The sequence below is a fragment of the Serratia marcescens genome, from assembly GCF_029846115.1.
GTDB classification, from domain to species: domain Bacteria; phylum Pseudomonadota; class Gammaproteobacteria; order Enterobacterales; family Enterobacteriaceae; genus Serratia; species Serratia marcescens_L.
Genome location: NZ_JARVZZ010000001.1, coordinates 915,798 through 935,827 on the forward strand (window position 1 = coordinate 915,798; position 20,030 = coordinate 935,827).

19 protein-coding genes are annotated in these 20,030 nt (G+C 57.3%); 13 read left to right on the forward strand and 6 right to left on the reverse strand.

What is annotated here, in order from left to right:
- Nucleotides 1-36: 36 nt before the first annotated feature.
- The 5 genes from rbsB to kup all read right to left on the reverse strand — a co-directional run bounded on the left by rbsB (nt 37) and on the right by kup (nt 5,896).
- Nucleotides 37-924, reverse strand: a complete 888-nt coding sequence (rbsB, locus tag QDT79_RS04235) for a ribose ABC transporter substrate-binding protein RbsB (protein ID WP_025160300.1) — start codon at nt 922-924, stop codon at nt 37-39.
- 24 nt (nt 925-948) lie between these two features.
- Nucleotides 949-1,917, reverse strand: coding sequence for a ribose ABC transporter permease (gene rbsC, locus QDT79_RS04240; protein ID WP_019455467.1), 969 nt, complete (start codon nt 1,915-1,917; stop codon nt 949-951).
- A gap of 6 nt (nt 1,918-1,923) precedes the next feature.
- Nucleotides 1,924-3,429 (reverse strand): ribose ABC transporter ATP-binding protein RbsA, encoded by a 1,506-nt coding sequence (rbsA, locus tag QDT79_RS04245; RefSeq protein ID WP_063989190.1) that lies wholly within the window; start codon nt 3,427-3,429, stop codon nt 1,924-1,926.
- A 7-nt stretch (nt 3,430-3,436) separates the two neighbouring features.
- The gene (rbsD, locus tag QDT79_RS04250; protein ID WP_308316224.1) at nt 3,437-3,856 is read right to left on the reverse strand and encodes a D-ribose pyranase; all 420 of its coding nucleotides are present in this window, start codon (nt 3,854-3,856) and stop codon (nt 3,437-3,439) included.
- Nucleotides 3,857-4,027: 171 nt separating this feature from the next.
- On the reverse strand, nt 4,028-5,896 hold the full coding sequence (gene kup, locus QDT79_RS04255) for a low affinity potassium transporter Kup (RefSeq protein ID WP_130018602.1): 1,869 nt from the start codon (nt 5,894-5,896) through the stop codon (nt 4,028-4,030).
- A gap of 283 nt (nt 5,897-6,179) precedes the next feature.
- Between kup and ravA the strand changes: the two genes are divergently transcribed.
- Both ravA and viaA read left to right on the forward strand, forming a co-directional pair.
- Nucleotides 6,180-7,688 carry an ATPase RavA gene (gene ravA / locus QDT79_RS04260; protein WP_107227545.1) on the forward strand — a complete coding sequence of 503 codons (1,509 nt, stop codon included), beginning with the start codon at nt 6,180-6,182 and terminating at the stop codon, nt 7,686-7,688.
- A gap of 2 nt (nt 7,689-7,690) precedes the next feature.
- Nucleotides 7,691-9,154, forward strand: a complete 1,464-nt coding sequence (viaA, locus tag QDT79_RS04265) for an ATPase RavA stimulator ViaA (RefSeq protein ID WP_063989186.1) — start codon at nt 7,691-7,693, stop codon at nt 9,152-9,154.
- Nucleotides 9,155-9,158: 4 nt separating this feature from the next.
- On the opposite strand, the gene asnA is transcribed toward viaA, so the two are convergent.
- Nucleotides 9,159-10,151 (reverse strand): aspartate--ammonia ligase, encoded by a 993-nt coding sequence (gene asnA, locus QDT79_RS04270; protein WP_041037361.1) that lies wholly within the window; start codon nt 10,149-10,151, stop codon nt 9,159-9,161.
- A gap of 155 nt (nt 10,152-10,306) precedes the next feature.
- Between asnA and asnC the strand changes: the two genes are divergently transcribed.
- The 11 genes from asnC (at nt 10,307) to atpG (ending at nt 20,005) form a co-directional block, all read left to right on the forward strand.
- Nucleotides 10,307-10,768 carry a transcriptional regulator AsnC gene (gene asnC, locus QDT79_RS04275; protein WP_004933786.1) on the forward strand — a complete coding sequence of 154 codons (462 nt, stop codon included), beginning with the start codon at nt 10,307-10,309 and terminating at the stop codon, nt 10,766-10,768.
- A gap of 100 nt (nt 10,769-10,868) precedes the next feature.
- Nucleotides 10,869-11,309: an FMN-binding protein MioC gene (gene mioC, locus QDT79_RS04280; RefSeq protein WP_107227542.1), complete on the forward strand. Its 441-nt coding sequence runs from the start codon at nt 10,869-10,871 to the stop codon at nt 11,307-11,309.
- Between the two features lie 380 nt (nt 11,310-11,689).
- Complete coding sequence (gene mnmG, locus QDT79_RS04285) at nt 11,690-13,579, forward strand: tRNA uridine-5-carboxymethylaminomethyl(34) synthesis enzyme MnmG (protein WP_033631384.1); 1,890 nt, start codon at nt 11,690-11,692, stop codon at nt 13,577-13,579.
- A gap of 138 nt (nt 13,580-13,717) precedes the next feature.
- The gene (rsmG, locus tag QDT79_RS04290) at nt 13,718-14,338 is read left to right on the forward strand and encodes a 16S rRNA (guanine(527)-N(7))-methyltransferase RsmG (RefSeq protein WP_308316225.1); all 621 of its coding nucleotides are present in this window, start codon (nt 13,718-13,720) and stop codon (nt 14,336-14,338) included.
- A gap of 639 nt (nt 14,339-14,977) precedes the next feature.
- Nucleotides 14,978-15,361, forward strand: coding sequence for a F0F1 ATP synthase subunit I (atpI, locus tag QDT79_RS04295; RefSeq protein WP_004933796.1), 384 nt, complete (start codon nt 14,978-14,980; stop codon nt 15,359-15,361).
- 22 nt (nt 15,362-15,383) lie between these two features.
- Nucleotides 15,384-16,163: a F0F1 ATP synthase subunit A gene (atpB, locus tag QDT79_RS04300; RefSeq protein ID WP_025160299.1), complete on the forward strand. Its 780-nt coding sequence runs from the start codon at nt 15,384-15,386 to the stop codon at nt 16,161-16,163.
- Nucleotides 16,164-16,212: 49 nt separating this feature from the next.
- Nucleotides 16,213-16,452 (forward strand): F0F1 ATP synthase subunit C, encoded by a 240-nt coding sequence (atpE, locus tag QDT79_RS04305; protein ID WP_004093904.1) that lies wholly within the window; start codon nt 16,213-16,215, stop codon nt 16,450-16,452.
- Between the two features lie 57 nt (nt 16,453-16,509).
- The gene (gene atpF / locus QDT79_RS04310; protein ID WP_004933804.1) at nt 16,510-16,980 is read left to right on the forward strand and encodes a F0F1 ATP synthase subunit B; all 471 of its coding nucleotides are present in this window, start codon (nt 16,510-16,512) and stop codon (nt 16,978-16,980) included.
- A gap of 14 nt (nt 16,981-16,994) precedes the next feature.
- On the forward strand, nt 16,995-17,528 hold the full coding sequence (gene atpH, locus QDT79_RS04315; RefSeq protein ID WP_025304741.1) for a F0F1 ATP synthase subunit delta: 534 nt from the start codon (nt 16,995-16,997) through the stop codon (nt 17,526-17,528).
- Nucleotides 17,529-17,540: 12 nt separating this feature from the next.
- Nucleotides 17,541-19,082, forward strand: coding sequence for a F0F1 ATP synthase subunit alpha (atpA, locus tag QDT79_RS04320; protein WP_004933808.1), 1,542 nt, complete (start codon nt 17,541-17,543; stop codon nt 19,080-19,082).
- Nucleotides 19,083-19,141: 59 nt separating this feature from the next.
- Nucleotides 19,142-20,005 carry a F0F1 ATP synthase subunit gamma gene (gene atpG, locus QDT79_RS04325; protein WP_004933811.1) on the forward strand — a complete coding sequence of 288 codons (864 nt, stop codon included), beginning with the start codon at nt 19,142-19,144 and terminating at the stop codon, nt 20,003-20,005.
- Nucleotides 20,006-20,030: the final 25 nt, after the last annotated feature.

Consider the following 20,030-nt stretch of genomic DNA (forward strand, 5'->3'; position numbering starts at 1 on the left):
ATCGTAAACGCCCCGTTCCGATGGCGCTGGTATGACTTACTGAGTGACCAGTTTCAAATCGACCGGGATGGTCGCCGGCACTTTTTCGCCTTTCAGCACTTTATCGGCGGTTTCCACACCGATCACGCCGATCTGATCGGGACGCTGCGCCACGGTCGCCGCCAGCTTGCCGCCTTCGACCGCTTTCACGCCGTCGGCGGTGCCGTCGAAGCCTACCACGATCACGTCGGTTTTACCGGCGGTTTGCAGCGCGCGCAGCGCACCCAGCGCCATTTCATCGTTCTGGGCGAACACCGCCTGCACATCCGGGTGCGCGGTCAGCAGGTTCTGCATCACGTTTAGGCCCTTGGTGCGATCGAAATCGGCCGGCTGGCTGGCCAACAGTTTGAATTTATTCTGATCCAGCGACTGCTTGAAGCCTTCACCGCGTTCACGCGCGGCGGAGGTGCCGGCGATGCCTTCCAGCTGAATCACCTTGGCATCGGCGCCCACTTTCTTGGCGATGAAGTCGCCGGCCATTTTACCGCCCACGCGGTTGTCAGAAGCGATGTGGCTCACCACGTCACCCTTGCTCGCCACACGGTCCAGCGTGATGACCGGGATCTTCGCCTGGTTGGCCATCTTGATGGCGTTGCCCACCGCATCAGAGTCGGTCGGGTTGATCAGCAGCAGCTTGGGCGCGCGCACCATCAGATCCTGCACATTGGCCAGCTCTTTCGCCGGGTTGTTCTGGGAATCCAGCACCACCAGGTTGTAACCCAGCTTGTTGGCCTCTTGCTGCGCACCGTCCTTCATCGAGACGAAGAACGGGTTGTTGAGGGTGGACACCACCAGCGCGATGGTGTCTTTGGCCATGGCATTGGCGCTCAGGGTGGCGCTCAGCGCGATGGCGGAGGCTAAGGTTGCCAGTTTTTTCATTTTCATCATCGTGATTCCTGTAGGGGGAGGTTACTTGTTGCTTTTGTTATCTACCAGAACCGCCAGCAGTATCACCACTGCCTTCACGATCATTTGGTAGTAGGAAGAAACACCCAGTAAATTCAGGCCGTTGTTCAGGAAGCCGAGGATCAGCGCCCCGATCAGCGTACCGACGATGCGGCCCTTGCCGCCGGCCAGGCTGGTGCCGCCCAGCACCACGGCGGCGATGGCGTCCAGCTCATAGCCGGTGCCGGCGGTCGGCTGCGCCGACGACAGGCGCGCCACTTCGATCACCCCGGCCAGCGCCGCCAGCAGGCCGCACAGCGAGTAAACGATAATCTTCACTTTATCGACGCTGATGCCGGACAGACGGGTCGCCGCTTCGTTGCCGCCCAGGGCATAAATATAGCGGCCCAGGCGCGTATGGTGCAGCATATACCAGGCGGCGATGAACACGATCGCCATGATCCAGATCGGCGTAGGCACGCCCAGCGGGCGGCCGATGCCAAACCAGCCGAAGGTGTCGGCCACGTCGGTGAAACCGGTGTTGACCGGGCTGCCGTTGGTGTACACCATGGTGACGCCGCGCAGCAGCAACATCATCACCAGCGTGGCGATAAAGGCCTGCACCTTGCCTTTGGCAACGATCACCCCGGTGCAGGCGCCAACCGCGGCGCCGAGCGCCAGTGCCGCCGCCACCGCCACCAGCGCGTTGACCTCAAAGCCGACGATCGACGCCGCCACCGCGCCGGTCAGCGCCAGCAGCGATCCCACCGACAGATCGATGCCGGAGGTGAGGATCACCAGCGTCATCCCCACCGCCATGATGGCGTTCACCGAGGTCTGCTGCAGAATATTGAACAGGTTGTTCAGGGTGAAGAAGTTCGGGCTCATGGAAGAGACCACGGCGATCAGCACCAGCAGCGCAATCAACGACTTCTGCTCTAACAGCCACTCTTTACTGAACCAGCGCTTAGCTGCGATAGTCTGGGAACTCATATCTGATTACTCCTGCTTTACGCCGTATTGCTTGCCGACGGCTGCCGCCATCAACGCTTCCTGGGTGGCCTGTTCAATCGGGAACTCGCCGCTGAGATGCCCTTCGTGCATCACCAGAATGCGATCGCTCATGCCCATCACCTCCGGCATTTCCGAAGACACCAGAATGATGCTCAGCCCTTCCTGCTTGAACTGGTTGATTAACTGATAGATCTCTTTTTTGGCGCCGACGTCGACGCCGCGCGTCGGCTCATCGAGGATCAGCACCTTCGGCCGGGTCATCAGACCGCGGGCGATCGCCACTTTTTGCTGGTTGCCGCCGGAAAGCAGGCCGATCGGCTGCTCCATCGAGGGCGTTTTGATATTGAACAGCCGGATGAAATCCCCCACCGCCTGCCGCTCGTCAGCCTGTTTCAGGCTGCCGTCGGCGCGGCTGAAGTAGCGCAGCGCAGTCAGCGACATGTTTTCCTTCACCGACATGCCCAACACCAGGCCGTCGCGCTTGCGGTCTTCCGAGATATAGACGATGCCGTTCGCCAACCCGTCCTGCGGCGAATGGGTGACCACCTCGCGGCCGTCCAGGTTGACGGCGCCAGCCTTGCGCGGGGCGGCGCCGTACAGGATCTTCATCAATTCAGTACGCCCGGCGCCCATCAGCCCGGCCACGCCGAGGATCTCGCCGCGGTACAGCGTAAAGCTGACGTCTTCAACGCCGGGACCGGAAAGGTGGCTGACTTCCAGCCGTTTTTCCCCGCGCGGCAAATCAAGGCGCGGGTACTGCTCCTCCAGCTTGCGGCCAACCATCATCTCAATCAGCGAATCTTCCTGCAGCTCGCTCACCGGCCGCTCGGCGATAAACTGCCCGTCGCGGAACACGGTCACGTCGTCGCAGATTTCAAAAATCTCTTTCAGGCGGTGCGAGATATAAACGATGCCGCGCCCTTCGGCCTTCAGCTCGTTGATCACCTTAAACAGCGAGGCGGTTTCGGTGTCGGTCAGCGCATCGGTCGGTTCGTCCATGATGATCACTTTCGATTCGAAGCTCAGTACCTTGGCGATCTCCACCATCTGCTGATCGCCAATCGACAGCTCGCCCACCAGCCGGTGGCTGCTGTAGCGCAGATTGAGACGCGCCAACAAGCGATCGGCCTCGGCATACATGCGCTTCCAGTCAATGCGGCCGAAACGGTTGACGAACTCGCGGCCGAGGAAGATGTTTTCCGCAATCGTCAACTGCGGGATCAGGTTCAGCTCCTGATGAATAATGCCGATGCCCGCTTCCTGCGAATCCTTAGGCCCGTTGAACACCACCTCGTTACCGAGAAAATACTGGCTGCCGGCATCTTTCTGGTAGATGCCGGTCAGCACTTTCATCATGGTGGACTTCCCGGCGCCGTTTTCCCCCACCAGCGCCATCACCTTGCCGGGATAGACACTGAGGGCGGCGCCGGAAAGCGCCTTCACGCCGGGAAAGGCTTTATCAATCCCTTTCAGTTGCAGTAAAGGTTGCATACGCGCCTCAGAAAGTTACGCCGGCGCACAGGATCACGTTCGCATAAGGCGAACACTCCCCACTGCGGATCACCGCCCGGCTGTGCTCGGTTTGCGCTTTAAACGCCTGATGGCTGATATAGCGCACGCTGATGGTGTTACCCTGGCGTTGGCCCAGAGCGGTCAGCTCAGCCAATAGTGCCTCGTGGAGCGACGGATTCTGTTTCACGATCTCTTCCGCCAGGATGGCGCTTTCTACCTGCATCTCTTGCGTGACCGCCGCGAACACCTGCAGGAAGGTCGGCACGCCCTGCGTCAGCGCCAGATCGATGCGCTGCGTCACCGCCGGTATCGGCAGGCCCGCATCGCACAGGGTGAGCTGGTCGGTATGCCCCAGCCGGGCAATCACGGCAGACACGTCGGAATTCAGTAATACGCCTTTTTTCATCTTCTCACTCCACCAGCGAAACGTTTCGCTCTCTGAGGGAGTTTAAAAAAACGGCAGGGGAAGGCAACCGGGACAATGCAGAAGTGTGATCGCTATCGAAACGTTTCGTTCACACCCGGGCAATGCACAAACAAAAGGGGCTCAGCCATGCTGAGCCCCTTATCAGGCGGGTTAGATCTCGACCTGCGTACCGAGCTCGATGACCCGGTTCGGCGGGATCTCAAACTGATCCGGCGCGCGCAGCGCATTGCGGCTCAGGGCGACGAACAGTTTACCGCGCAGGTAGAGGTACCACGGCCGCTTGGTGAGGATCAGCGATTCATGGGACATGAAGAACGAGGTCTCCGACATGCGGCACGGCAACCCTTCCAGCCCGCAGCGGTGGAACACTTCCTCGACGTTCGGCGTTTCGCGCCAGCCGTAGCTGGCCACCACCCGCCAGAAGGTCGGCGACAGCTGTTCGATGGTCACCCGGCGCACGTTGTGCACGTAAGGCGCATCCTCGGTGCGCAGCGTCAGCAGCACCACGCGTTCATGCAGCACCTTGTTGTGCTTCAGGTTGTGCAGCAGCGCAAAAGGAATGACGTTGGTGGCGCGCGACAGGAACACCGCGGTACCCGGCACTCGCACCGGCGGCGATTTCTCCAGCGAGGCGATCATCGCCTCCAATGAGTTGCCGTGTTCATGCAGGCGGCGCAGCAGGCGGAAGCGCTCGCTCTTCCAGGTGGTCATAATGATGAACATCACCAGCGCCAACGTCAGCGGCAACCAGCCGCCGGAGAACAGCTTCAGGGCGTTGGCGGAGAACATCGGCACGTCGATGATCAGCAAGATGGCCACGATGCCGATCGCCAGGAAGCGATTCCAGTGCCAGTTGTTGATCGCCACCGAGGTGACCAGAATGCTGGTCAGCACCATGGTGCCGGTTACGGCGATGCCGTATGCCGCCGCCAGGTTGCTGGAGTGCTCGAAGCCGATGATCACCAGCACCACCGAGATGTACAGCGTCCAGTTGATCACCGGAATATAGATCTGGCCGGATTCCATTTCCGAGGTGTGAATGATGCGCATCGGCGACAAATAACCCAGACGCACCGCCTGGCGGGTCAGCGAGAAGACGCCGGAAATCACCGCCTGCGAAGCGATGACCGTCGCCAGGGTCGCCAGAATCAGCAGCGGGATCAGCGCCCAGTCGGGCGCCAGCAGGAAGAACGGGTTTTTGATCGCCTCAGGGTTTTTCAGCAGCAGCGCGCCTTGGCCGAAGTAGTTAAGTACCAGCGATGGCAACACCACGGTGAACCAGGCCAGGCGAATCGGGAACTTGCCGAAGTGCCCCATATCGGCATACAGCGCCTCGACGCCGGTGATCGACAGCACCACTGCCCCCAGCGCGAAGAACGACACCTTCTTATATTCCATGAAGAAGTTGAGCGCCCATTTGGGGTTCAGCGCCTGCAGCACTTCCGGGTTCGAAATGATGCTGCGCGCACCCAGCACGGCCAACACGATGAACCACAGCAGCATTACCGGGGCGAACAGCTTACCGACGCTGCCGGTACCGTGCTTTTGGATAACAAACAGCAGCGTCAGCACCAGAATGGAGAGCGGCACGATATAGGCGTCGAGCGCAGGCGCGGCGATTTCCAACCCCTCTATTGCCGACATCACCGAGATCGCCGGGGTGATTACCACCTCGCCATAGAAGAAGCTACCGCCGATCAGGCCCAGTATCACCAGCACCGCAGTAGTGCGCGCCGAGGTATTGCGCCCGGCCAGCGACATCAGCGTCAGAATGCCGCCCTCGCCGGCGTTGTCCGCGCGCATCACGTAGGTGAGATATTTGAGGGAAACGATCACGATCAGCATCCAGAAAATCAGCGACAGGAAGCCGAAAACCACGTCTGGACGAACATCGAAGCCGTAATGGCCGGAGAAACACTCTCTCAGCGTATAGAGAGGGCTGGTGCCGATATCACCGTAGACCACGCCGATGGCCGCCAGGGTTACCGCCGATAAGGACTGCTTATGCTCTGCGCTCATAATTCGTTTCTTTATCAGAACATCCGTTAGCGATGCATCCGCATCAGGCAAAATACGGGCTCAAAGATCCGTCACGCCCACCAGAAAGCCGCACAGTATGCACCATTTATGCGGCTTGCCTACCCTTATATCAGAGCCGAAAAATAAACAAAATGTGAACCGGATATCCGGCACAACTTAGAAAAATATTACTAATCAATAAGCTATACCACTAAAAATAATGGTGGTTTATCATCGGATTATCGACCAAGATTGGCTAACTCTCGGACAATGCGACAATTATATGACGCCATCCTCCCTTCTGGCAGAACGAATTTCCCGCCTCAGCAGCGCGCTGGAGAGCGGTCTTTATGAGCGGCAAGAAGCGATCCGCCTGTGCCTGCTGGCGGCGCTGAGCGGCGAAAGCGTATTCCTGCTCGGCCCGCCCGGCATCGCCAAGAGCCTGATCGCGCGCCGGCTGAAGTTTGCCTTCCGCAACGCCCGCTCCTTTGAATATCTGATGACGCGTTTTTCCACGCCGGAAGAGGTCTTCGGCCCGCTCTCTATTCAGGCGCTGAAAGATGAAGGGCGCTACCAGCGCCTGACCGCCGGCTATCTGCCGGAAGCGGAGATCGTGTTTCTGGACGAAATCTGGAAGGCCGGCCCGGCGATCCTCAACACCCTGCTGACGGCGATCAACGAACGGCGCTTTCGCAACGGCAACAGCGAAGAACCGATCCCGCTGCGCTTGCTGGTTACTGCCTCCAACGAACTGCCCGAAGCGGACAACAGCCTCGAAGCCCTGTATGACCGCATGCTGATCCGCCTGTGGCTGGACAAGGTGCAGGATAAACAGAATTTCCGCTCGCTGCTGGTCAACCGCCAGAGTGAAAGCCAAAACCCGGTGCCGGCGGCGCTGAGCATCAGCGACGAAGAGTTTCTGCAGTGGCAACCGCAGATAGACAAGGTGGCGCTGCCGGAAGCCTGCTTTGAATTGATTTTCCAGCTGCGCCAGCGGCTGGACGCGCTGGAACAGGCGCCGTACGTCTCCGACCGACGCTGGAAAAAGGCCCTGCGTCTGCTGCAGGCCTGCGCCTTCTTCAGCGGGCGCGACGCCATCGCTCCGCTCGATCTGATGCTGCTGAAAGACTGCCTGTGGCACGATCTCACCTCGCTGAAGCTGCTGCAACAGCAGATCGATCAGCTGCTGACCGAATCGGCCTATCAGCAGCAGTCGATGCTGATCCAGTTGCAACAAATCCACACCCGCTGGCTACAGGACCAGCAGCAGCAAAGCGATCGGCAGGCCATCAGCCTGGTGAAAAAGGGCGGCATGTTCAGCCGTAAACCGCAATATGCGCCAGCCACGCCGTTCGCCGGCGGCACTCTCACTCTGCTGTTGCAAAAACCGCTGCAGCTGCATGACATTCAGGTCAACCATCTGAGTATCGAGAGCAGCGTGCTGGACAACTGGCTGCAAAAAGGCGGCGACGTGCGCGCCAAACTGAACGGCATCGGCTTCGCGCAGCCGATCGATTTGGAGGTCGACGACCAACTGCACCTGACGGTGCTGGACGTCAGCCGCCAACCGTCGCTGCTGGCGCTGCCGGGCAAACAGGCCACCGCCACGCCGCAGGCGCTGCTGGATGAAATGGACGCGTTGGCCCAGCGCCTGGCGGAACAGCGTCGCGCCTTCAGCCAGCATCAGCCCTGTCTGTTCACGCCCGCCGCCGGCCTGGCCAAGATAGAAGCCAGTCTGCTGCAGGTGGCAGAGCAGGTTAAACAGCAACAGCAGCAAATGCGCGGCCAGTAACCATGCTCAGTCTGGAGACGCTCGATCTGCTGCTGGCGATCACCGAAGGCGAGATGATCGAGGAAATGATCGTCGGCATGCTGGCGGCGCCGCAGCTGTCGGTGTTCTTTAAAAAGTTTCCGGCCCTTCGCCGGGCACTGGATCGCGATCTGCCACGCTGGAAACTGCAGCTCAAGGAGCGTCTGCAGGAGGCTATGGTGCCACCGGCGCTGGCGCAGGAATTTTACCGCTACCAACAGTGCCAACTGGAGAACAACACCCAGTTCTATCACAACCTCAACGACACGATGGAGCTGCTGCGCCAGCTGGTCTCGCCGTTTTATGAACAGGCGCGCGCGCTGGTGGACGCAGCCGATCTGCCCAACCATCCGCTGGACGACAGCTTTCAAACCCTGTTCCTGCAGCGCTGGCGCATCAGCCTGACGCTGCAGGCCACCATGCTGCACCACCAGCTGCTGGAACAGGAGCGCGAGCAGCTGATGGCGGAACTGCAGGAGCGCCTGGCGCTGAGCGGCGCGCTGGAGCCGCTGCTGTCGGAAAATGACACCGCCGCCGGCAGGCTGTGGGACATGAGCAAAGGCCAGCTGCAGCGCGGCGATTACCAACGGCTGGTGGAGTACGGCAACTTTTTGCAGCAGCAGCCGGAGCTGAAAAAGCTGGCGCAGCAGCTTGGCCGCAGCTATCAGGCCAAGGCGGTGCAGCAACAGGACGCGCAGCCGGAACCGTTCAGGGTCATGGTGCAGGTGCCGGCCACGCTGCCGGAAGAAGTAAATGGCATTCATCAGAGCGACGACATCCTGCGCCTGCTGCCGCCGGAGCTGGCGACGCTGGGGATTGAAGAGCTGGAGTTCGAGTTTTATCGCCGCCTGTTGGAAAAGCGGCTGCTGAGCTACCGTCTGCAGGGCGACGTCTGGCAGGAGCAGATCCTGATCCGCCAGGTCACCCACCAGCAGCAGGATCAACAGCCGCGCGGGCCGTTTATCGTCTGCGTGGACACCTCAGGATCGATGGGCGGCTTCAACGAACAGTGCGCCAAGGCGTTTTGCCTGGCGCTGCTGCGCATTGCGCTGGCGGACAACCGCCGTTGCTACATCATGCTGTTCGCCAACCAGATCGTGCATTACGAGCTCACCGCCGCCAGCGGCATCGAACAGGCGGTGCGCTTTCTCGGCCAGCAGTTTCGCGGCGGCACCGATCTGGCGGCCTGCCTGAACGCCACCGTCACCAAAATGGCGGAAAGCGGCTGGTTCGACGCCGATGCGGTGATCATTTCCGATTTTATCGCCCAGCGGTTGCCGGAGGAGGTAATAAAGAAGGTGAAACAGCAGCAGCAAAGCCACCAGCAGCGTTTCCATGCGGTGGCGATGTCCGCCTACGGCAAACCCGGCATCATGCGCATCTTCGATCATATCTGGCGCTTCGATACCGGGCTGAAAAGCCGTTTGATGCGCCGCTGGCGGCGCTAGGCAGTTAAAGCAGGCCTTCGACCGCCCCGCGCACTTCCGGCGACCACACGCCGCACTGCACCTGGCCGATATGCGACAGTTGCAACAACAGCATCACCAAGCGCGACTGACCGATACCGCCGCCGATGGTCTGCGGCATATCGCCGCGCAACAGCGATTGGTGCCACTCCAGCTTCATGCGCTCTTCATCGCCGGTCAGCGCCAGCTGATGTTTCAGCGCGGCGGCGTCGACGCGGATGCCCATAGAAGACAGCTCGAAAGCGTCCTGCAGCACCGGGTTCCACACCACGATATCGCCGTTCAGGCCCGCCAGGCCATCCGCCGCCGGGGTGGTCCAGTCATCATAATCTGGCGCCCGTACATCGTGCGATTTGCCATGCGACAGCTTGCCGCCGATGCCGATAAGGAACACTGCGCCCAGCTCTTTGGCGATCGCCCGCTCGCGCCCTTTGGCATCCAGATCCGGGTAACGCTGCAGCAGGGTTTCGCTGTGCACAAAGTGGATCTGTTCCGGCAGGAACGGGGTCAGGCCATGCTCGCGGCTGACTTCCGCCTCCGTCGCCTTGATGGCGGCGTAAATGCTGCGCACGGTGCTTTTCAGGTAGTCCAGGCTGCGCTCACCGTCGCCCATCACCCGCTCCCAGTCCCACTGATCGACGTACACCGAGTGGATAGGCGTCAGGCGATCTTCATCCGGGCGCAGCGCCTTCATATGGGTGTACAGGCCTTCGCCCGCGCCGAAATCGTAGCTCCCCAGGGTTTTACGTTTCCATTTCGCCAGTGAATGCACCACTTCGAAGGTGGCGTCCGGCAGGGTTTTGACCTTAACCTGCACCGCTTTCTCGCTGCCGGAGAGGTTATCCTGCGTGCCGTCACCCAGACGGCTGAGGATCGGCGCCTGCACTTCGATCAGGCCGAGCTGTTGCTCCAGCTGGCGGGAAAAGAAGGATTTGACCTGGCTGATTTGTTGTTGTTTTTGGATAAACTGTTTTTTCATTGCCGTATCTCTTGTAAACCTGTCTCTGTTGCCATCGATTAAGCAACAAAATGATACGCCAATTCAATATCCACTAATCAATATTGCCTTTTCACTTTTAATCGTTCATTTTTACCCGGACAGAATTCAACAATCGTTAATTAATGGGGGATTAAATGGCGGAAATTTATCAGATCGATAATCTCGATCGCGGCATCCTCAACGCCCTGATGGACAACGCGCGCACGCCGTACGCCGAACTGGCGAAAAACTTCGCCGTCAGCCCCGGCACCATTCATGTGCGGGTAGAGAAGATGAAACAGGCCGGGATCATCACCGGCGCGCGCATCGACGTCAGCCCCAAACAGTTGGGCTACGACGTGTGCTGCTTTATCGGCATCATATTAAAGAGCGCCAAGGACTACCCTTCGGCGCTGAAGAAGCTGGAAAGCCTGGAAGAAGTGGTGGAAGCCTATTACACCACCGGCCACTACAGCGTCTTTATTAAGGTGATGTGCCGATCGATCGACGCGCTGCAACAGGTACTTATCAACAAGATCCAGACCATCGACGAGATCCAGTCTACCGAAACGCTGATCTCGCTGCAGAACCCCATTATGCGCACCATCGTGCCGTAACCCGTCAAATTGCATACCCACATTATCCACAGGTAGATCCCAGCCGATTCACAGCGTACAATGCAGCCACTTTGAGTGAGAAGGTTGGGATCGTTGGTTCATGGCAGACATTACTCTGATCAGTGGCAGTACGCTTGGCAGCGCCGAATACGTGGCTGAACATTTGGCTGAAAAGCTGGAAGACGCGGGTTTCTCTACCGAGATGCTGCACGGCCCTGAACTGGATGAGTTGCCGTTGACCGGCCGCTGGCTGGTGGTCTCTTCCACGCACGGCGCCGGCGAACTGCCGGATAACCTTCAGCCGTTGCTGGAGCAGATCGCCGAACAACAGCCGGATCTTTCCGAGGTGCAGTTCGGCGCCGTCGGTTTGGGCAGTTCGGAATACGACACCTTCTGCGGTGCGATCAAACAGATCGACGATCTGTTGATCACCAGAGGCGCGAAAAGGATCGGCGATCGTCTCGAGATCGACGTGACCGAACATGAAATTCCCGAGGATCCGGCCGAGGAATGGGTAAAAAACTGGATTAATTTACTCTAATTCGCCTAAAGATCGTGCGAACGATTGTGGATAACTATACTTAAAAGCAGGGTAAAAGCCGTAGTTATCCCAATAACAACCGTAGTACGCTTTTTGTCCTGTGCATAACAAGCCTTTTAGATCCCAGCTTATCTGCCTCGGGATCACCGATCATTCACAGCAAAAGATCCTCCTTAATCTGCTGATCTTCATCGTGAATAGTCACTTATCCACAGAGGATCGCGATCCTAATAAGAGATCTAATAAAGAGATCTTTAAATAAAAAAGATCTTCTTTTAATTACCGACGATCCTGACCACTTGGTCGATCGTCTAAACTTGAGTAGAATCCCCCACCCCAGGGCAAATACGATCGTTCGCAATACGGCGAGGTGCAGTTCCATGTTTTATCCAGATCAATTTGACGTCATCATCATCGGTGGTGGCCATGCAGGGACCGAGGCCGCCATGGCCGCGGCACGCATGGGACGTCAGACTTTATTATTGACACACAATATCGATACGCTGGGACAGATGTCCTGCAATCCGGCGATTGGTGGTATTGGTAAAGGGCATCTGGTTAAGGAAATTGATGCACTCGGTGGCCTGATGGCGACGGCGATCGACCATGCCGGCATCCAGTTTAGGATACTAAACGCCAGCAAGGGCCCAGCCGTTCGCGCCACGCGCGCTCAGGCGGATCGCGTACTGTATCGCCAGGCGATCCGTACCGCGTTGGAGAACCAGCCCAACCTGATGATCTTCCAACAACCCGTTGAGGATCTGATCGTCGAAAACGATCGCGTAGTCGGCGCTGTCACCCAAATGGGCCTGAAATTCCGCGCCAAGGCGGTAGTATTGACCGTAGGCACCTTCCTGGACGGCAAGATCCATATCGGTCTGGAAAATTACAGCGGCGGCCGCGCCGGGGATCCTCCTTCGATCTCGCTGTCGCAGCGTTTACGAGAACTGCCGCTGCGCGTTAACCGCCTGAAAACCGGTACACCGCCGCGCATCGACGCCCGCACTATCGATTTCAGCGTACTGGCGCCACAACACGGCGATACGCCGGTGCCGGTATTCTCGTTCCTGGGCGATGCCAGCCAACACCCGGAACAAATGGCGTGCTACATCACCCATACCAACGAAAAAACCCATGACGTGATCCGCAATAACCTCGATCGCAGCCCGATGTATGCCGGGATCATCGAAGGGATCGGCCCACGTTATTGCCCGTCGATCGAAGACAAGGTCATGCGCTTTGCCGATCGCAATGCGCACCAGATCTTCCTCGAGCCGGAAGGCCTGACCAGCAACGAGATTTACCCTAACGGGATCTCCACCAGCCTGCCGTTCGACGTGCAGATGCAGATCGTCCGTTCGATGGAAGGCATGCAGAACGCGCGTATTATTCGCCCTGGCTACGCCATTGAGTACGATTTCTTCGATCCGCGCGATTTGAAGCCGACGCTGGAAAGCAAATTCATTCAGGGGCTGTTCTTCGCCGGCCAGATCAACGGCACTACCGGGTATGAAGAAGCCGCTGCGCAGGGCCTGCTGGCTGGTCTGAACGCCGGGCGTTTCGCCGACGAACAGGAAGGCTGGGCGCCACGTCGCGATCAGGCTTATCTGGGCGTGCTGGTGGACGACCTCAGCACCCTCGGCACCAAAGAGCCATACCGCATGTTTACCTCACGCGCCGAGTATCGTCTGATGCTGCGTGAAGACAACGCCGATCTCCGCCTGACGGAAAAAGGCCGTGAACTGGGCCTGGTGGACGACGTCCGTTGGGCGCGTTACAGCGAGAAGCTGGAGCGAATCGAACGCGAACGTCAGCGCCTGCGCGACATCTGGATGCACCCGCACGCCGAGAACGTCGAACAGGTCAATGCGCTGCTGAAAGCGCCGTTGTCGCGTGAAGCGAACGGCGAAGAGCTGCTGCGCCGCCCTGAGATGGATTACGCGCAGTTAACCGGCACCGACGCTTTCGCGCCGCCGCTGGACGACGTACAAGCGGCCGAACAGGTCGAGATCCAGGTCAAATACGAAGGCTACATCGCTCGCCAGCAGGAAGAGATCGAAAAACAGCAGCGCAACGAGAATACCGTGCTGCCGTTGGATCTCGATTACCGTCAGGTTTCGGGGCTGTCGAACGAAGTGATCGCCAAGCTGAACGATCACAAACCGAACTCCATCGGCCAGGCTTCGCGCATTTCCGGCATTACGCCGGCGGCGATCTCAATTTTGCTGATTTGGCTGAAAAAGCAGGGACTGCTGCGCCGCAGCGCATAAATCTCGCACCCAGGCGGTCGTTTGTTCATCCCGTAGCCAAACGGCCGCTGACATCACTTGCGCCCTGAATTATCATAGTCGCCTCATTGCGCCAGCTAACCATCCGCTGGTCGTTCAGCGCCTGCCAGAGGATCCGTTGTGCAAAAAAAATTAGACTCGCTGCTCGCTGCAGCAGGCATTGAGCTGCCCGATCAGCAGAAACAGCAGCTGCTAGGCTATGTCGGCATGCTGGATAAGTGGAACAAGGCTTATAACCTCACGTCGGTGCGCGATCCGCAACAAATGCTGGTGCGCCACATCCTCGACAGCATCGTGGTCAACCCGTATCTGCAGGGCTCGCGTTTTATCGATGTCGGCACCGGCCCCGGCTTGCCGGGCATTCCGCTGGCGATCGTGCGCCCGGACGCACATTTCACGCTGCTCGACAGCCTGGGCAAGCGTGTGCGTTTCCTGCGCCAGGTGCAGCATGAGCTGGGTCTGAACAATATCGAACCGGTGCAGAGCCGCGTCGAAGCCTTTCCGGCCGAGCCGCCGTTCGATGGCGTGATCAGCCGCGCGTTCGCTTCGCTGCAGGATATGCTGTCCTGGTGTCATCACCTGCCAGCGAAAGGGCAGGGGCGTTTTTACGCGTTGAAAGGCGTGCGCCCGGATGAAGAGCTGACGCAGCTGCCGGCAGGCGTTAGCCTGGAGTCTATCGTGCGGTTGCAGGTGCCTGAACTGGAAGGCGAACGCCATCTGGTGATTCTTAAGGCAAACTGAGTTTGCTTTTGATCAAACAAGCGTGAATTAAAGGCGGTACCAATCAGAAAGATAAGCAGGCTAATTAGTTGGTCGCTTTTTTTAGTTAATTTACTTCCTATTAACACAAAAAGCGCGGCTAATTAGCGACAATAGAGTAATTGCATTTGGAAATAGTCACGTTAGCAATCATGTGCGAAAGATTGGCGTTTGCTGCTAATGTTAATTGGCTGTTGGAATATTGCCCCGCTGCTTGTCAATAAAAGGTTTTCATCGGGTATACGGATTGTTTTTGAACAGTTAACTGATAATGTTTTGATTTATATAATCTTTTGATCGCTCAAATTGCTAAAGACGGTTTGGTTGACCATCGGCTATAAATCAGGAAGGGACATTACTGTGATCGGCTTCGCGTTTCTAAACGCAACGCTGGAATAATCAGACAATTAAATGCGCCCTATTATTCCGACCGTTTTCTTGTGAAAATAGGCTGGAATAGGGAAATTTAAATAATTGTTCACCTTTTCGCTACTTATCGATTGAATTCGTTGGTATGCCCCGTATAATTTGCTCGTTTTTTGCTGCTTGACTCAGGACAGCAAAAACAGTTGTATACGTCACTCAGCATACCCCCTCAGGGGTACGGAGAGAACAAACGTCATGTCTGTGTCCCTTTACAGCGGGAAAGTCGCACGCAAACTGCTGTTTTTGCAGTTAATGACTTTTGTTCTGATCAGCGTTGCTTTCTGGCTGAAAAGCCCGGAATGGAGCGCTTCGGCGCTGGCAGGCGGTCTCGCCGCCTGGTTGCCGAGTGCAATGTTTATGCTGTTTGCCTTGCGCCACCAGGCGCAAACGCCGGCGCCCGGTAGGGTTGCCTGGTCGTTCGCCATCGGCGAGGGGCTAAAGGTCGTGATCACCATCGTTTTGCTGATCGTGGCGCTGGGGGTGTTCAAGGCGGAGTTTATACCGCTTGGCCTGACCTATTTAGCGGTGTTAGTGGTGCAGATAGTGGCACCAGCCGTGATTAACAGTTACCGAACTTAACTAAATAAGGGTAAGAGGCATCATGTCTGCAGGAGAAGTCTTGACTCCACAGGAGTATATCGGTCACCACCTGACGCAGCTTCAGGTCGGGACTGGGTTTTGGTCGATTAACCTCGACTCGATGTTTTTCTCCGTCGTCCTCGGGGCGCTCTTCCTGGTGATCTTCCGTAAAGTGGCCAAAAACGCCACCAGCGGCGTGCCGGGTAAACTGCAAACCGCCGTGGAGCTGGTGGTCGGTTTCGTCGACAGCAGCGTGCGCGACATGTACCACGGCAAGAGCAAGGTGATTGCGCCGTTGGCACTGACCGTGTTTGTCTGGGTGTTCCTGATGAACCTGATGGACCTTATCCCGGTTGACTTCCTGCCTTATCTCGGCACCCACGTTCTCGGTCTGCCTGCGCTGCGCGTCGTGCCTACCGCTGACGTGAACGTCACGCTGTCTATGGCGCTGGGCGTGTTTATCCTGATTCTGTTCTATAGCATCAAAATGAAAGGCGTTGGCGGGTTCGTTAAAGAGTTGACCATGCAGCCGTTCAACCACCCTGTATTCATTCCTATCAACCTGATTCTTGAAGGTGTCAGCCTGCTGTCCAAACCTGTTTCACTGGGTCTGCGACTGTTCGGCAACATGTATGCGGGTGAGTTGATCTTCATCCTGATTGCCGGCCTGTTGCCGTGGTGGTCACAGTGGGTCCTGAGCTTGCCTTGGGCTATCTTCCACATCCTGATCATTACGCTTCAAGCCTTTATTTTCATGGTTCTGACGATCGTCTATCTGTCGATGGCGTCTGAAGAGCACTGATTTTCTTAAAACACTTGCACTTTTAAACTGAAACAAACTGGAGACTGTCATGGAAAACCTGAGTATGGATCTGCTGTACATGGCTGCCGCTGTGATGATGGGTTTAGCGGCAATCGGTGCTGCGATCGGTATCGGCATCCTGGGTGGTAAATTCTTGGAAGGCGCTGCTCGTCAGCCTGACCTGATTCCTCTGCTGCGTACACAGTTCTTTATCGTTATGGGTCTGGTCGACGCCATCCCGATGATCGCTGTAGGTCTGGGTCTGTACGTGATGTTCGCCGTCGCGTAAGTAGAGCAACCCTCTACGACGTAACCAAACTATTAACTTTTAAAGAGGCATTGTGCTGTGAATCTTAACGCAACAATCCTCGGCCAGGCCATCGCGTTCGTTCTGTTTGTCTGGTTCTGCATGAAGTACGTATGGCCGCCGATCATGGCTGCCATCGAGAAACGTCAGAAAGAAATCGCTGACGGCCTCGCTTCTGCAGAGCGTGCCAAAAAAGATCTGGACTTAGCGCAAGCCAATGCGACCGACCAGCTGAAAACTGCTAAAGCAGAAGCTCAGGTGATCATCGAGCAAGCGAACAAACGCAAAGCTCAGATCATGGATGAAGCGAAAGCCGAAGCCGAGCAGGAACGTAACAAAATCGTGGCGCAGGCTCAGGCTGAGATCGAAGCCGAACGTAAGCGCGCTCGTGAAGAGTTGCGTAAGCAAGTCGCGATGCTGGCAATTGCCGGCGCCGAGAAGATCATCGAACGTTCCGTGGATGAAGCTGCTAACAGCGACATCGTTGATAAACTGGTCGCTGAACTGTAAGGAGGGAGGGGCTGATGTCTGAATTTGTAACTGTAGCTCGCCCCTACGCCAAAGCAGCTTTTGACTTTGCCGTTGAGCACCAAAGCGTAGAGCGCTGGCAGGAAATGCTGGCGTTTACTGCTGAAGTCACTCGCAATGAACAGATTTCTGAACTGCTGTCTGGCGCAGTTGCGCCAGAAACGCTGTCCAAGACGTTCATCGCGGTTTGTGGCGATCGGCTCGACGAACATGGCCAGAACTTTATCCGTGTAATGGCCGAAAATGGACGTTTACTGGTTCTTCCTGCCGTGCTGCAGCAGTTCATCGAACTGCGCGCCTCGCTGGAATCCACCGTCGAAGTCGAAGTGCTCTCTGCGAGCGCGCTGAGCGACGAACAGCAGGCGAAAATCGCCGCTGCGATGGAAAAACGTCTGTCACGCAAAGTTAAGCTGAATTGCAAAATTGACAAGTCTGTACTGGCCGGCATCGTTGTTCGCGCCGGCGATATGGTGATTGATGGCAGCGTTCGCGGTCGTCTTGAACGCCTGACAGACGTCTTGCAGTCTTAAGGGGACTGGAGCATGCAACTGAATTCCACCGAAATCAGCGAACTGATCAAGCAGCGCATTGCTCAGTTCAATGTAGTGAGCGAAGCTCACAATGAAGGTACTATCGTTTCCGTCAGCGACGGGATCATCCGCGTACACGGCTTGGCCGAAGTTATGCAGGGCGAAATGATCGCGCTGCCAGGCAACCGTTACGCAATCGCATTGAACCTGGAGCGCGACTCCGTCGGTGCCGTGGTTATGGGTCCGTACGCGGATCTGGCCGAAGGCATGAAGGTTAAATGTACCGGCCGTATCCTGGAAGTTCCAGTCGGTCGTGGTCTGCTGGGCCGCGTAGTTAACACCCTGGGCGCGCCAATCGACGGCAAAGGCCCGATTGAGAACGACGGTTTCTCTCCGGTAGAAGCTATCGCGCCAGGCGTTATCGAGCGTCAGTCCGTTGATCAGCCGGTTCAGACTGGCTACAAATCCGTTGACGCCATGATTCCAATCGGCCGTGGCCAGCGTGAGCTGGTGATCGGTGACCGTCAGACCGGTAAAACCGCGCTGGCGATCGATGCGATCATCAACCAACGCGACTCCGGCATCAAATGCGTTTACGTGGCTATCGGCCAGAAAGCGTCCACCATCGCTAACGTGGTGCGCAAACTGGAAGAGCACGGCGCACTGGCCAACACCATCGTGGTGGTGGCGACCGCTTCCGAATCCGCTGCACTGCAATACCTGGCGCCATACGCCGGTTGCGCAATGGGCGAATACTTCCGTGACCGCGGTGAAGATGCGCTGATCGTGTACGATGACCTGTCCAAACAGGCCGTTGCTTACCGCCAGATTTCCCTGCTGCTTCGTCGTCCGCCAGGTCGTGAAGCTTACCCAGGCGACGTATTCTACCTGCACTCCCGTTTGCTGGAGCGTGCAGCGCGCGTTAACGCCGAATACGTTGAAGCCTTCACCAAAGGTGAAGTTAAAGGCCAAACTGGTTCACTGACCGCACTGCCGATCATTGAAACCCAGGCGGGTGACGTTTCCGCGTTCGTTCCGACCAACGTAATCTCGATTACCGATGGTCAGATCTTCCTGGAATCCAACCTGTTCAACTCCGGTATTCGTCCGGCAGTTAACCCGGGTATCTCCGTATCCCGTGTTGGTGGCGCCGCGCAGACCAAGATCATGAAGAAACTGTCCGGTGGTATCCGTACCGCGCTGGCGCAGTATCGTGAACTGGCTGCGTTCTCCCAGTTCGCCTCCGATCTGGACGACGCGACCCGCAAACAGCTGAGCCACGGTCAGAAAGTGACCGAGCTGCTGAAACAGAAACAGTATGCGCCGATGTCGGTCGCACAACAGTCTCTGGTGCTGTTTGCCGCAGAACGCGGTTACCTGAACGACGTCGAAGTCGCCAAAGTGGTGAGCTTCGAAGCCGCGCTGGTCGCCTATGCGGACCGCGAGCACGCCGAGCTGCTGAACCACATCAACCAAACTGGCAACTTCAATGACGAGATCGAGGGCAAGTTGAAAGACATCCTCGAGACCTTCAAGAAAACCCAGTCCTGGTAACGCCGAACGGTCCTGCTGTTGAAAGACAGCAGGCCGTCTGGCACTGAGGAGAAGCAGAGATGGCCGGCGCAAAAGAGATACGTAGTAAGATCGCTAGCGTGCAAAACACGCAAAAGATCACTAAAGCGATGGAAATGGTCGCCGCCTCCAAAATGCGTAAATCGCAGGATCGCATGGCGGCCAGCCGTCCTTATGCAGAGACCATGCGCAAAGTGATTGGTCACCTTGCGTTAGGGAATCTGGAGTACAAGCACCCGTACCTGGATGAGCGTGACGTTAAGCGCGTCGGGTATCTGGTGGTGTCTACTGACCGTGGTCTCTGCGGCGGCTTGAACATCAACCTGTTCAAAAAGCTGCTGGCGGAGATGAAAGCCTGGTCCGAAAAAGGCGTCGAAACCGATTTGGCGCTGATTGGCTCTAAAGCGGCCTCTTTCTTTGGCTCCGTGGGCGGCAACGTGGTTGCCCAAGTGACCGGCATGGGGGACAAACCTTCCCTGTCGGATCTTATCGGGCCGGTGAAAGTGATGCTGCAGGCCTACGACGAAGGTCGTTTGGACAAGCTGTACATTGTCAGCAACAAATTTGTTAATACGATGTCCCAAGAGCCGCAGGTGCTTCAGCTGCTGCCGTTACCGCCAGCCGATGACGAAGAGCTGAAGAAAACGCCTTGGGATTACCTGTATGAACCCGATCCAAAAGTGCTGCTTGATACCTTGCTGCGCCGCTATGTGGAGTCGCAGGTTTATCAGGGCGTCGTGGAAAACCTGGCCAGCGAGCAGGCCGCACGAATGGTCGCGATGAAAGCCGCAACCGATAACGGCGGTAGCCTGATCAAAGAGCTGCAGTTGGTATACAACAAGGCGCGTCAGGCCAGCATCACTCAGGAACTCACCGAGATCGTTTCGGGAGCCTCCGCGGTTTAAGCTAGGTTTACGAATTACGTAGAGG